This is a genomic window from Rossellomorea orangium (assembly GCF_019334305.1).
Taxonomy (GTDB): Bacteria; Bacillota; Bacilli; order Bacillales; family Bacillaceae_B; genus Rossellomorea.
In genome coordinates this window covers 387,011-400,775 of sequence record NZ_JAHWGH010000008.1, presented here as the reverse complement: position 1 = coordinate 400,775, position 13,765 = coordinate 387,011, and the positions used below count along the sequence as shown (strand labels likewise).

At 45.4% G+C, this 13,765-nt stretch carries 13 protein-coding genes and 1 other annotated feature; of the genes, 4 read left to right on the top strand and 9 right to left on the bottom strand.

Going from position 1 to position 13,765, the window contains the following annotated elements:
• The first annotated feature begins 2 nt into the window (after nt 1-2).
• On the top strand, nt 3-1,088 hold the full coding sequence (locus KYJ26_RS05530; protein WP_219166327.1) for an NAD(P)/FAD-dependent oxidoreductase: 1,086 nt from the start codon (nt 3-5) through the stop codon (nt 1,086-1,088).
• A gap of 205 nt (nt 1,089-1,293) precedes the next feature.
• Here KYJ26_RS05530 and KYJ26_RS05525 read toward each other — a convergent pair whose 3' ends face one another.
• From KYJ26_RS05525 to KYJ26_RS05495, 7 genes are read right to left on the bottom strand one after another with little or no spacing between them, the layout of a single operon-like run.
• Nucleotides 1,294-2,721, bottom strand: coding sequence for a dihydrolipoyl dehydrogenase family protein (locus KYJ26_RS05525; protein WP_219166326.1), 1,428 nt, complete (start codon nt 2,719-2,721; stop codon nt 1,294-1,296).
• Nucleotides 2,722-2,733: 12 nt separating this feature from the next.
• Nucleotides 2,734-3,315 (bottom strand): CDP-alcohol phosphatidyltransferase family protein, encoded by a 582-nt coding sequence (locus tag KYJ26_RS05520; RefSeq protein ID WP_219166325.1) that lies wholly within the window; start codon nt 3,313-3,315, stop codon nt 2,734-2,736.
• A gap of 14 nt (nt 3,316-3,329) precedes the next feature.
• Nucleotides 3,330-3,989: a TVP38/TMEM64 family protein gene (locus tag KYJ26_RS05515; RefSeq protein WP_219166324.1), complete on the bottom strand. Its 660-nt coding sequence runs from the start codon at nt 3,987-3,989 to the stop codon at nt 3,330-3,332.
• A gap of 12 nt (nt 3,990-4,001) precedes the next feature.
• Nucleotides 4,002-4,967 carry an ABC transporter ATP-binding protein gene (locus KYJ26_RS05510; RefSeq protein WP_219166323.1) on the bottom strand — a complete coding sequence of 322 codons (966 nt, stop codon included), beginning with the start codon at nt 4,965-4,967 and terminating at the stop codon, nt 4,002-4,004.
• Nucleotides 4,964-5,761 (bottom strand): ABC transporter permease, encoded by a 798-nt coding sequence (locus KYJ26_RS05505; RefSeq protein WP_219166322.1) that lies wholly within the window; start codon nt 5,759-5,761, stop codon nt 4,964-4,966. Before KYJ26_RS05505 ends, KYJ26_RS05510 begins: the two co-directional genes overlap by 4 nt.
• Nucleotides 5,762-5,771: 10 nt before the next feature.
• On the bottom strand, nt 5,772-6,635 hold the full coding sequence (locus KYJ26_RS05500; RefSeq protein WP_219166321.1) for an ABC transporter permease: 864 nt from the start codon (nt 6,633-6,635) through the stop codon (nt 5,772-5,774).
• Nucleotides 6,613-7,845, bottom strand: coding sequence for an ABC transporter substrate-binding protein (locus KYJ26_RS05495; protein ID WP_219166320.1), 1,233 nt, complete (start codon nt 7,843-7,845; stop codon nt 6,613-6,615). The genes KYJ26_RS05500 and KYJ26_RS05495 overlap by 23 nt, the downstream gene beginning before the upstream one ends.
• Before the next feature lie 212 nt (nt 7,846-8,057).
• Here KYJ26_RS05495 and KYJ26_RS05490 point away from each other — a divergent pair, with 212 nt between their 5' ends.
• Nucleotides 8,058-8,546: a BsuPI-related putative proteinase inhibitor gene (locus tag KYJ26_RS05490; RefSeq protein WP_219166319.1), complete on the top strand. Its 489-nt coding sequence runs from the start codon at nt 8,058-8,060 to the stop codon at nt 8,544-8,546.
• A gap of 28 nt (nt 8,547-8,574) precedes the next feature.
• On the opposite strand, the gene sfsA is transcribed toward KYJ26_RS05490, so the two are convergent.
• Together sfsA and KYJ26_RS05480 are read right to left on the bottom strand one after the other, a co-directional pair.
• Entirely contained in the window at nt 8,575-9,318 is a 744-nt protein-coding gene (sfsA, locus tag KYJ26_RS05485; protein ID WP_219166318.1) for a DNA/RNA nuclease SfsA, read from the bottom strand.
• Nucleotides 9,315-10,094: a hypothetical protein gene (locus KYJ26_RS05480; RefSeq protein WP_219166317.1), complete on the bottom strand. Its 780-nt coding sequence runs from the start codon at nt 10,092-10,094 to the stop codon at nt 9,315-9,317. The genes sfsA and KYJ26_RS05480 overlap by 4 nt, the downstream gene beginning before the upstream one ends.
• A 405-nt stretch (nt 10,095-10,499) precedes the next feature.
• Between KYJ26_RS05480 and KYJ26_RS05475 the strand changes: the two genes are divergently transcribed.
• Together KYJ26_RS05475 and argS are read left to right on the top strand one after the other, a co-directional pair.
• Entirely contained in the window at nt 10,500-11,675 is a 1,176-nt protein-coding gene (locus KYJ26_RS05475) for an FtsW/RodA/SpoVE family cell cycle protein (protein WP_219166316.1), read from the top strand.
• A 51-nt stretch (nt 11,676-11,726) separates the two neighbouring features.
• Nucleotides 11,727-11,931 (top strand) — a binding site (T-box leader).
• Between the two features lie 56 nt (nt 11,932-11,987).
• A complete protein-coding gene (gene argS / locus KYJ26_RS05470) occupies nt 11,988-13,676 on the top strand; it encodes an arginine--tRNA ligase (RefSeq protein ID WP_219166315.1) in 1,689 nt (562 codons plus the stop codon).
• The last annotated feature ends 89 nt before the right edge of the window (nt 13,677-13,765 follow it).

The following is a 13,765-nucleotide window of genomic DNA, read 5'->3' as shown; positions in this document are numbered from 1 at the left end:
CAATGAAAACAATCATCCTAGTCGGTGGCGGCCACAGTCACCTTCACTGCTTAAAGAAAATAGACTCTAAGGAAGAAAACGTGAAGTGGATGCTCATTTCCCCTTCCCGTTATCAGTATTATTCTGGAATGTTCTCGGGGTACACCGAAGGAATCTACGCACTGGAAGAAACCCGTATAGATTTAAAGAACTTATGTGAGAGGTCCGGCTGTGACTTCGTCGAGGGGACCGTCCTCTCCATCGATCCCGATCAACAGCATCTCCTCACAGACCAAGGCGACATTTTCACGTACGACTTTGTTTCCTTCGACATCGGATCCCGTAATGACTCAATGGAGATACAGGGCTTGCATGAACACAATTTGCCCATCAAACCAAACTATCGTTTCCCGGAGCAAATTGAAAAGCTGCACAACAGCCGGAGAACCGTCTTTATCGGTGGCGGGGCGGCGAGTATCGAAATGGCATTATCTTTAAAGGCATGGAAAATGGACAAGGGATATGGAGACCATTCCATAGCGGTTGTCCACTCCTCTCCCCTGTTAGAAAAGGCGGGTTCCTTTTCATCCAAAAAAATGACGGATCTTGCACGTTCAAAGGGAATCGAGTTGCACCAAGGACGGGTGACAAAGATTGAGAGTGCTCGACTGCATACAGATGAAGGTGAGATTCTAGACTTTGATGAAGTCATCTTCCTGGGCGGACCTAAAGCACCTCCATTGTTCGGAAGCAGCGTGCTGGGGAACGATGAAAAAGGTTTCCTATTGGTAAACAGCTATCTTCAATCAGTGGATTACCCTAACGTGTTCGGAACCGGGGATTGTGCGACTTTACAAGACTTCCCCGACCTTCCGAAAAACGGGGTCACGGCCGTCCGACAAGGTCCTGTTTTGTGGAGAAATCTGACCGGTGCAGCGGCGGATGGAAAGATTATTCCATTTGAACCACAGAAAAGGTATTTGGCGATTATGTCTGTGGGCAACGGACAAGGCTTCCTGACGTACGGATCGTTTTCATTGGTCAGCAGATGGGCTTGGCGGTTGAAGAATTGGATTGATGTGAGGTTTGTTGGAAAGTATGAGGGGTGATGTAGTAGGTTTTGGTGTTGGTGGTGCCTGTGGCGGGGAGGTTTAGGGCCTGAACAATCTTGAGCACTGTTTTTCTGAATTCTAAATGGAGAGATATCGTGATTTTGTCCTCCAATAGTCAAATAATGATGATACATGGGCATCTCTTTATTTCTCACCACACAAAAAAACACGACCACCCCACCAGCAGTCGTGCACTACCCCCCTATCGAAACAACTCCACATATTTCTTACTAATCACAGGCAGTACGCCGTCAAACAGTTTCTCTCTCCAATACAGGTCCGCTGTTTGCTGTACGGCAGCTGCGTGGTTCGGATACGGGTAGACCATATTCGACAGGGCACCGATTTTGCTCCCTTTTTCCATGGCGAATATGACGGGCTGCATCCAGTCGCCTGCACCGGTACCGACGGCGTGGGCACCGAGTATCTTACCATTCGGTTCTGTGATGATTTTGACAAGCCCTTCAGTTCGGTGATCGGCCACGAAACGGTCGACCTCATTCAATGTCGTCTTGTACACTTTATATTCTATCCCTTTTTCCACGGCCTCTTCTTCGGTCAGTCCGATATGAAAGATTTCCGGTGTCGTATAGGTCGTCCACGGAAGTTTGTTGTAGGAAACCTTCCGTTTCAATCCGAATACAGCATTTTGGACGACGAGCTTTCCTTCCATTCCGGCTCCATGGGTGAATGGGTAGCGTCCGTTTACGTCCCCGATGGCGAAAATATGGGAATGATTGGTCCTCAGTTCATCATTTACTTTGATGAAACCACGGTCGTCAACTTCCACTCCTGCAGCGGAGAGGTTTAAGGATTCTGTACCAGGTTTGCGGCCGGTTGCCAAAAATAACAGGTCCCCATCTACAGATTGCTCTACTCCTTCTTTTATATACTGTACCGTCTTCTGACCGCCAGCCTTCTCTGAAACCCGTTTGATTTCCGCTCCATATTCAAACTGAATATCCTTCTCCAATAAGCCGGTTGCCACTTCACGGATTTCCTTATCTTCTTTTCCTAGAATCCCATCATTTTGTTCGAGGACAACAGCCTCAGCTCCCAACTGAGAAAATGCCTGGGCAAGTTCAAGCCCGATAGGACCCCCGCCGACGAATACAACCCTATTTGGCAGCTCTTCGACGTCAAATACGGTTTCATTCGTGTGATATTCCACCTCGGAAACGCCATCGATGTCCGGCACGAGAGGACTTGATCCAGTCGCGACAACGATTCTTTTCCCAGAGATCCGGTCTTCCTTTTCCACAAGAATACTGTGAGAATCCAGGAACTCGGCACCTCCGAAGTAGATATCTACTCCCATTTGCAGGAACCGGTCGGGATCATCATGCTTTTGAATATGTGCTATGGCTCCCTTGACTCTTTCTTTCACCTTTTTCATATTGACAGTACCACTGCTTTCGAACCCAAGAGCACTTCCATTCCGGATGGTCGCAACTTCCCTAGCCGCCTGGATGAAGGCCTTTGATGGGACACAGCCAAAGTGAAGGCAGTCTCCGCCAAGCAGTCCACTTTTTTCGATGAGGGCCACTTTGGCTCCAAGGGAAGCGGCTCCCGATGCGACGGTCAGTCCACCTGCGCCTCCGCCTATAACAATCAAATCGTATTGATCCATCTTCATCTCTCCTTATGAAAGTAATCGTTTCGCTTCTAGAAAACGTTGAATACCCGTATACAATTCAACTGCAAAAAACAGTAAGGTCGTCCACAGGACAATGGACGGAAATAACATCATGACGCTGAACAGGATGAACCCTTCCGTCCTTTCTGCGAGTCCCGCCTGATAATAAAATGACTTCATGCCCTGCTTTTCCGATACAGCTCCGACAGTCAGAAAAATGGTCATGGAAACGATGATGGAGACACTCAGTAAGAGGAGTGCCCACATGATTTCAGGGTGCAGGAAGGCAACACCAAGGATAACGCTGATCTCAACGATCCGGTCAAAGGTCACGTCCATGACGGTCCCAAAGGGAGACGGCTTGGTCAATCGGGCCATCGTGCCGTCCACTGCGTCGAGGAATCCGGACAACCATAATAAGATGACGGCGATGATCGGGAACCCCATGTAATAGACCAATCCAGTGACAGATCCCACGACAAAGGCCGTGACCGTCACTTGATCCGCCGATAGGCCTTTCTTTAAAAACAGCCTTGCCGTTCCTTCTATACTAGGCTGCACCCATTTGCGTGCGTGTGTGTCTAACATATCGTTCCCATCCTTTATTTATCTTCTTTACTCGATAATCCCAGCCATACTTTCATCTTCTTTTTGAAAATGAGTGGTACGATGATCATGACCAGGAAAAATGCGAGGGCGAAATATAATTTCGTCCGATCTTCTCCTACCAAGCTTGACCCCAGGAAGACGTAGCCAAAGGTGCCTGGTAAAATTCCGATGGCCGTCGCGAGAATGAATGGAAGGTATCTCACCTTTCCCATTCCTGCCAAATAGCTGATCAAATCAAAGTTCAGAAATGGCACGAGGCGTAAGAGCAGAACATAGAAGAAGCCGCTCTCATCCATTTTGTCACGAATCTTCTCTAAGCGTGGGGATGGTTTTTTCAGCAATTTCGCCCCCAGGAAGGTGGCTGCATAATAGGCTACCGTCGCACCGCCGAGGGCTCCTAAAATAATATAAAAGAAGCCTTCAAAAGCACCGAATGCGAGCCCTGCTGCAAGGGAAAGGATGGAAGCCGGGAAAAGGATCAATGGCCGGATCGTGTAAGCGGCGATGAATACTATTGGAGCCCATATGCCAAATGACACAATCCAGTCCCTGATATCATGAGGCTTTACATGAAAGAAATTCCGGCTCAGCCACATGAGGAACAGTAATACCGCAATGAATAACAGGATCTTGCCGATTTCCTTCTTCTTCATTATTCTTCCCTCCTATTCCTCTATCTGAAACGTTCGAATGTTCTCTTCCTCTGCATAGAGCCAAACCGTTCCGTTTATTGAGTCCCAACCTAGTGGAAGATTCAGCTTCTGCCTCAGTTCTTCGACCCATATTTCATAAATATCCGTTCCTGCCATGAATAATTTTTGACGTACCGTCCCTTTCCAACAAGGGGAGGTGAGGTCCTTTACGGAAGGGACGACCCGTATATGGGAAGCATGGACAAACTGCTGCTCCTGAAGGATGAGGACGTCACTCATGAACGACGCGACGAACGGGGAAGCGGGATTATAGTAGATCTCCCCTGGGCTCCCGATCTGCAGGAAGCGCCCGTCTTGTAAAACCGCCACGCGATCTCCCATCTCATAAGCCTCATCACGGTCATGGGTCACGAATAGGACCGTAGTATCTTCTTCCTTCAGAATGCTCCGTACCCATTGTCTCAATTCTTTCCTCAGCTGCAGATCAAGACTGCTGAATGGCTCGTCCAGAAGCAACAGTTTTGGCTTTAAGATGAGGGAGCGTATCAAAGAAACCCGCTGCTGCTGACCCCCGGAAAGCTCTGATGGGTAATGGAGCATGAATTCCCCGAGTCCGACTCTTTCTATATAATCCTTTGCTCTCTTCTTATTTTCTTTATTTTTCCCTTTCATTTTCAACCCGTATATGACATTTTCAAGAACGTTCATATGGGGGAAGAGTAAGGGCTGTTGAAAGACCATGCCGATGGGGCGGTTCCGGGGCTTAATCGAGGAAATATCGCTTCCTTCTATTAACACCTTTCCCTTCGTGGCAGATTCTAAGCCTGATAGAATGCGCAGAAAGGTCGATTTCCCTGAACCAGAAGCTCCTACGAGTGATAGGATCTCCCCTTTTTTCAAGGAAAGGGTTGTGTCGGTTAATACTTCTTTCTCTTTAAATGTTTTGGATAACCCTTGAATCTCAATAAATGAACTCACCTTTTCTTCCTCCCTCTTTGCTGCTGATATGGGAGCATGAACGTCAAACACCCTTCAAGAATGATATAAAATGCGATGGGGATGAGGGCAAACACAATGGAGAATGCTGCCATGACCGCTTCATCTGCCGTGTTGGTAAACGGGTAGTAAACCATCGCCAGTGTCACCACGTTCCCTCCCCCGATGATTGCCGTCAAGACGTATTGACTTAAAGAGATGACAATCGTCAGGAATAATACACTTCGGATGCTTGGTAATAGCAGCGGTAATTCAATATGGTACAAACGTTGTATGGCACTTCCTCCAAGGATAGTCGATTGTTCGATTAATTTGGAGCCGATCCGTTCATAGCCTGTTTTAAACATTTTGATGCTGTAAGGGATGGTCGGAACCAGATGGACAAGGGCTACACCCAGCCAGTGATCTGAAAGGCCATATCGTATAAACGTGATATGAAGTCCGATGGCCACCACCAATACTGGTATAAAGAGCGGTAGCATCAGAAGTGCTTCGAGCACCGCTTTTCCCCTGAAAGAGGAGAAGGCATATGCTTTCCCGGAAGTGATGCCGATCAGCAGATTGAGGGCAAGTACGATAAGGGCAATCCAAATTGAAACTCCTATGGAATCATGGAATTCACCTTCATGCCATAACAGTTTCCAAGCCCTTGCGTTTGGTTCGCCAAGATCCGGACTCCCCCATACCCATACACCGAAAAAGCTTTTGTAGAGCAAAAAAAGAATGGGAAAGACGAAAAGGATGAAGGATAGGCTGTAAAATAAAGATTTTCTCATAGTAACACCTCTAATTCCCAATCCCTTTAGTGATGTGCATCCGTTTCTTGTTCGTGCTATAAAGGACGGCCCACATGAAGATCCCGATGACGATGCCTGTCAGGACAAGGGAGGCAAACGCCAGTGGACGGTCACTCCAGCTGCCGCTGTAAAACCAATCATATGCAAGGATCGGCAGCATCTGAGGGGAAGTCACTCCAAGAAGCAGAGGAACCTCGAATGCAGTAAAGATGAATGCAAATACTATCGCCCCGGTTTCAATGAAAACCGGAAAGATCAAAGGCCACTCCGCTACCCAAAAAGCTTGATAAGGTCCCGCTCCCAATAACGAAGCGACCTCTTTATACCTTTTTGAAAGGGTGGCATATATCGGCAGCAGCATCAGGGTCACAAACGGAACTTCCTTCCATACATATGTCAGGATAATGCCGATCCCGTCCCGGTCCTGAACCAAAATCGGAAATTGACTGCGATCGTCAATCCATCCCAGCATCCCTGAAACATTCGAGAAAAAGCCGCTCTGATTAAAAAGTAAGTAGACAAGATAAGCCCAGACAAAATGGGGAACGAGCATCGGGATCCACACAATCAATTTATATTTGTTTTCCTTTAATAGAGGAGCGAATGCCTTCACGATTGCCAAGCCGATCAGAAGTGCAACGATGGTCGAGACGGCCGTCACCGTCAAGCTGAAGAAGACAGATGAGACAAAACGATCCTCTTCAAACAATTTACCGTAGTGCCTGAGGGTGATGTCTCCCCCGTCCCTCACACTCTCAAAGATTGCCAGGACAATTCCCAGGCCAGGGATCAGAAGGAAAAAGAGAAGGCCCGGAAGGATGAGTAGCGCATTATTGACTTTCAGCCACTTCACGGATCCAGTTCTCCTTTAACCATTCTACGTAAGCAGCTTCGAGCTCACCTTTAAAAGATTCTTCAAGCGTAGATGCCTCCAGCACACTTTCCCCACGATTGATCTCCATGAATTTCTTCTTCCAGTCTTCATCAAGCTTTTCATAAGAGATCGGTGAGCTTTCCCCCCAATAATCCGGCTTCAGTTTCTCGTACTGTGCTTCCGGGGATAGGAACTCATTAATGGCCACCATGGCCCCCTCTTTATTGGGGCTGTTGAATGGAATCGACAGGAAATGAGTATTTCCGATCGATCCGACGTCTTCAAGGAGGAAGGACTTTGTGCTTTCAGGAAACACTCCGTCTTTGATCAAATGCTCAGCCCTTGCTTCGTTATAGCCCATCGTCATCCATACTTCTCCCTGGCTGTACAGCTTATCCAGATCGGTAAGGGTGGAAGGGTAGGTTTCCCCTTTCCTCCATAGGTATGGCTTCATTTCATTCAATTCAGTCCAAACATCCTTTCCGAGTTCTTTCGCTCTTTCTTCATCAAATCCATCCTGTGCCAAATTCTTGTCGGTTTTCGCATAAAGAAGATGTCTAAGAAATGCATTTCCCGTGAAATCACTCGGGTTAGGATAAGTGAATTTACCTGGATTCTCTTTCATGAAGGATTTTAACTGATCAAAAGTAGCAGGAGGATTTTTCACTTTTTCACTGTTATAGAAAAAGACGAATTGAACCTTTCCCCACGGAGCTTCAAACCCTTCTGTTTCGGTTCCGAAGTCGTATTTGAATGCGTCGCTATCGGTATCGAAGTATTTTTTATAGTTCGGCAGCTTTTCAGTGAAGGCTCCTGCCAGCAGATCATTTTCTTTTGCATTTTTAAAATTTTCCCCGTTGATCCATACGATATCGATTGTCCCCTTTTCTTTGCCTGCCCGTTTCTCAGTTTGAAGCTTCTGAAGGATTTCAGTCGTATCCAATGGTACCCGGTTCAGTTCGATATTGTTCCTTTCTTTCAGCAAGGGAGCCATGACGTCATCAATATAGCGGTTGATCCCGTCGTCTCCTCCCCACATGAATATATTCACTTTGCTCCCTTCCGCTTTTGAAGCAATGCTCTCCCAATCATCATCCGGAAGTTTGCTCGTATCCGTTGCATCCGAAGAACCACAAGCGGATACTAATAGTAAGGAAATAATGCTCACCATAGCCAACCATTTTCTCATCCATCCTACTCCTCTGCGTTTTACTATAATTCTATTGTACTGAACACAATAATATAAAAAAGTAATCTGCCTTACATATGCAGATTACCCTTCTGAAGGACATAAAGAACTCAGTAGAACACATTCCCCTGTGTCTTCGTGCTCATTTTTCATAAGGTGTGTAACCTTTTGTAAAGGAGCCTGTCTAATACGGTAAGGAGGTGACGTTCAACATGAAACGACTAATGATGATGACGATCATTCTGATGGCGGGGTTGGCCGGATGCGGGACGGCTGATGAAAATGCCAGCGAGCCGACGAATAAAGGAACGGACCAGGAAGCAGGTGAAGATATGACTGTACAGAAAGGAATTGTTGCAGGAGCAATGGAACCTTCATTAACAGTACAAGATGCGGAAGATCAGAATGTTTATGTATATGCAGTAAAAAACCAAACAGAGCAAGAAAAAACGTTTGTCTTTTCATCGGGTCAGAAAATCGACTACGAACTGAAGAACGACAAAGGCGAGGTCGTATATAAAGATTCGAAGAATAAGATGTATACCCAGGCAATACAGGAAATCACAGTGAAGCAGGGCGAAGAATTTTCTCAGAAGATTGTTTTGCCGGAACTCGAAAGCGGTACGTATACGCTAACGGTTTGGATGACTGCCAAAGGGGATCAAGATTATAAAGCGACGGCAGATGTCGAAATCAAATAGGGATATAAAAAGGATTAATCTTATAAGATTAATCCTTTTTTGTGTATACAGGTATAGGTCCATCTAAAGAGATGCGATCAGGCGTTACGATGCAGCTTCTTCCGAAGAAACGGACACCTTGACATGCGGCTCTTTCCATGACCCGGGCAAAATGGGGATCGATTTCAGGAGCGGACGTGATTCCCTGCAAGTCCGTTCGCTGGGCAATGAATAAGACCGCTGTTTGGTAGTTTCCTTTCGTTTGCAAATGGGTGAGTTCCTCTACATGCCTTGCTCCCCTTGCCGTAACAGCATCGGGAAATTTACCCATTCCATCTTCCACCATGGTGACGCTTTTCACCTCAAGTAGTAACTTTTGATCATTTTGTTTATGTGTAAGTAAGAAGTCAAAGCGTGACCCTCCTACCTTATATTCGGCTTTTTCCAGGCGCCAATCTTTTAGTTCCTCTACCATTTCCAATTGAAGGGCTTCCAGTACCAGCCTATTTGGGTATTGAGTATTCAATGAAACATATATATCGTTTGTGAGATCGTGGGTCATCACTGCCGACCACTTTGTTTTCCTTTTGGGATCGTTGGATTCCTGGAGCCAAATCGGTCCACCAGGCACCAAAAGATCCTTCAGTCTTCCCGGGTCAGGCAAATGGACTTTTTCTCTTGAACCCGAGGGAAGCTCACACACTAACACAAACCGATTGAGTCTCTCGAGAAAGACCCCTTGAACCAGGGTATCCTGAAATTGTATGTCTATTAATGCTTCACGCCCTCTCATTTAAGCAGAGCACTCCAACTCTTCGTTTTTCGGTCAAAGGATAATAAGCCGTTCGCAGGTGACTTGCGGATCTGTTTATAATCCTCAGCCATTTCATCCATGTCATAATAATCACCGATCACCCAGATGGGAATTTCGATCTTCCCTCTGCTTAGTATGGCTTTTTCAAGGGAAATGACCATTCCCTCTTTTAATTTATCTTTGAAGGAATGGATGACTTCCTTCCCGATCACAGGGTAGGGTTTCTCCTTTTTCATGCCGAACAGGCCTTTCCCACCCTTGACGCTGCTGAGCTTTGAAGAAAGGGTCGATCCCAGCATATGATAAAAGTCCTCGAAGTCCCGGTAATAAACCTTATTGAACCAGCCATCATCGTGGGAAAGATAGGCATAACGATTATTCAGCTTGGAATAAAAAGGAGGATGTAACGGCTGCTTGATATGTCCCATATAGAGGAGTTCTGCAATTTCCTGGCCGTTCAATTCATCGACTCCCACTTCTTCCTCAAAGTCGATCCAGCAGAAATCTCCATAGTTCTGAACCCCGTCGTTCATGAGCTTCTTCATTTCTTTCTGTTCCACATATTCCATATGAGTATGTATATTGAAAGAACCTTGTTCGTATTGGTGCTTTATAAGAAGTAAGTTCTTTAAAGGCTTACGGGCATTGTGTACAAATTCATTAAAATGGATTCCGTAAGAAACGACATACTGACGATCCGGATTCTTGTGAACATAGATGATATCTTTAACTTGGTTATTTGCCTTCAAGAACATTCCCTCCATCTGATTAACACGGTGCACAGTTCATATATTTCATTTTATCAAATTTGGTAGCCACTTGTTCTTTTCTATTTCATTTCAAAATGATGACAAAAGTCGCAGGGAATTGTCGAAAATAGTCATATTACGGTACTTGAGGCTGTAACTACTCTTCATTAGCACAAGACGGAAACTCATTGAACCCTCAAAAATAAGTAATTACTGGTAGAAGTTCTCTTCGTTTATCCATTAAGCCCTACTGCTATCAACATTTCCAAAGAATTCATTTCTTCACCTGTTCAAAATACCTGTCAGATCCCGACAGAAGTTCTCATATTTCTCCGGTCATGAGTAGAAATTTCCCTTCATTTCTATTAGACTAGGGAATGTGAAATCTTTAGAAATTCAGGTGAATAGAATATGGAAACTCGCCAGCGATTTGCTGATAAGATCGATTGGGGTCTTCTCTTTTTATTAATGCTGTTCTTCATCGTAAGCGCAATGGGAATCAGCAGTGCCCAGACCTCAGGGCAATATGGAACAAATTTCGTCATTAGACAAGCATTTTGGTATGTAGTGGGTGGAATCATTATCGGGGCAGCATTATTCCTGGATTCAGATCAGTATAAGCGGCTTGCCTGGTACATATACGGTGCCGGAATTTTCTTGCTCGTTTTATTATTGATTTCACCAGAGAGCATCGCACCTCATCGGAATGGGGCCAAAAGCTGGTTCATGCTCGGACCGCTCGGGTCCATACAGCCTTCAGAATTTATGAAGACATTCCTGATTCTTGCTCTGGCACGCGTCATCACCAATCATCATGAACTTAATCCAAGTAAAACGGTACAGACAGACTTTCAGTTGTTAATTAAAATCGGCTTGACCACCCTTGTCCCCCTTGCTTTCATCATGCAGCAGCCGGATTTAGGGACATCACTGGTCATCCTGGCCATTATGACAGGGATCATTCTCGTTTCAGGTATTACGTGGAAGTTGATCGTTCCCATCTACGCATCCATCGGGGTCTTAGGAGCGGGCATCCTTTCACTTGTGATTTGGGCACCTGAATTATTAGAAAAGTATTTAAATGTAAAACCCTATCAATTCGGACGTATTTATGCTTGGCTTGATCCGTATAACTACGCGAAATTAGAAGGTTTTCACTTAATCAACTCCCTTAACGCCATTGGCTCCGGCCAGATTTTTGGAAAAGGCTACAGCGATCGCGAAGTGTATATCCCGGAAAATCATACGGACTTTATATTCAGTGTCATCGGTGAAGAGTACGGATTCATCGGGGCAAGTGTCGTCATCAGCTTATATTTCCTGTTAATTTATCATTTGACCAAGACGGCCCTGGATACGAAAGAACCCTTCAACGCTTACGTTTGTGCAGGGATCATCAGTATGATTACATTCCATGTATTCCAAAACATCGGCATGACGATCCAGTTATTGCCGATCACCGGTATCCCCCTTCCGTTCATCAGTTATGGAGGAAGCTCCCTAATGGGGAATATGCTGGCACTCGGACTTGTGTTCAGTATGAGGTTTCACCATAAAACGTATATGTTTTCTTCAGAAGATTCTTAATTACTGGTTGCATTCATCCACTGGATGTGTAAAATAATAGTAATTAGATATCGACATTCAATGAAGAAGAGAGTAATCCTGATGTTGAATCAAAAGCGAGCCGGGGACGGTGGAAGCCCGGTGTTAAACTCTGGATGAACCGCACTTCCGAGAAGTTTTTCTTGAAATCAGTAGGGAAAAACCGGGATCTCCCGTTATACAATGAGCGCCCTTTTCGGGAATAGGAGTGGTACCGCGAGCTAAACTCGTCTCTATGTTATATAGAGGCGGGTTTTTTTATGTTTTGTTTACTATTATTGGAGGTGCACAAAGATGGATTTAAAATCAATACTGGCCCATGAAATAAAGACTCAGCTCTTATCAGATTGGAGCGAAGAAGATCTCTGTGGTTTGATTGAAACACCAAAGCATAGCCATTTAGGGGATCTGGCATTTCCATGTTTCCAGCTGGCGAAAGCCCTAAAGAAAGCTCCGGCACAAATCGCCAATGAGTTTGCCGCTGCACTCTCCTCTCCCCTTTTCACCAAGGTGGAGGCAGTTGGACCATATATCAACATCCATTTCGACGGGGTAATAGCCGGAAAGGAAATCGTGTCGGAAATTTTGGCGAAAGGAAAAGGTTATGGTACACATACTTTCGGAGAAGAGAAAACCATCGTATTAGACATGTCCTCTCCCAACATCGCCAAACCATTCTCCATGGGACATCTACGTTCAACGGTCATCGGGAATGCCATTGCAACCATCGCTGAAAAATGCGGCTATACAACCGAGAAAATCAATTATATCGGGGATTGGGGCACCCAATTCGGAAAATTGATCGTTGCTTTTAAAAAGGGGGGAGATCCCGAAAAAGTGAAAGAGAATCCCATCGCCGAGTTATTTGTTCTTTACAAGAAGTTTCATGCTGAGGCGGAACTCGATCCTGCCCTTGAAGATGAAGGAAGAAGAGCTTTTAAGCTACTGGAAGATGGGGATGAAGAAGTAACGGAACTTTGGAAATGGTTCAAAAATGAATCTCTTCTAGCCTTCAAGTCGATCTACTCCTTACTGGGAGTCGAATTCGATTCCTATCAAGGGGAAGCGTTTTTCAATGACAAAATGGAAGAAGTCGTGTCACTCCTTCGGGAGAATCAGCTTCTTGAGGAATCCCAAGGGGCTCAGGTAGTGCGGATGGAAGATGGGAATCTGCCTCCCTGCCTGATTACAAAATCAGACGGCGCCACTCTCTATGCCACACGCGACCTGGCTGCCGCTCTCTACAGAAAGCGTCAATATGACTTTGATGAAGCCCTGTATATCGTCGGCCAGGAGCAGACGATCCATTTCAAACAAGTGATGAATGTACTGAAACAGCTGGGGTACGATTGGGCGGATGATATGAAGCATATTCCATTCGGACTGTATTTAAAGGACGGTAAAAAGATGTCGACACGAAAAGGTCGAGTCATCCTGTTGGAAGAGGTCCTTCAAGAGGCCATAAAAATGGCCGAGGAGAACATTAAACTGAAAAATCCCGGCTTAGAAAATGCTCACGTTGTTGCTAGAAATGTCGGAGTCGGAGCGATCATATTTCATGATCTAAAAAATGATCGGCTTAATGATATAGAATTCTCCCTGGATCATATGCTCACGTTCGAAGGCGAAACTGGTCCTTACATTCAATACACCTACGCAAGAACACAGTCACTACTCAGAAAAGCAGAGGTCATGTCTCCGATGAAGTTCGAAGGTCTTGCTGATCCCGAAAGCTGGGAAGTGATCAAGCAACTTCGCCTATTTCCGGAAATCATCGAAAAAGCCTGGCAGCACTATGCCCCATCCATCATTGCTAAATATTTAATCGATACATCCCAAAGTTTCAACCGTTATTATGGTAAAACGAAGATCCTTGCAGGAGATTCAGAACAAGACTCGCGCCTCGCTCTGGTTCAAGCTGTCGGGATCGTCCTATCCGAAGGTTTGCGTTTACTCGGAATGAAATCACCTTCAGAAATGTAGAAAAGCAAAGAATTCTGTCACTATTTCCCGAGAAATAGAATGATATGAATGGGATATTTCATGACTCCCTATATGAAAAGTGATATACT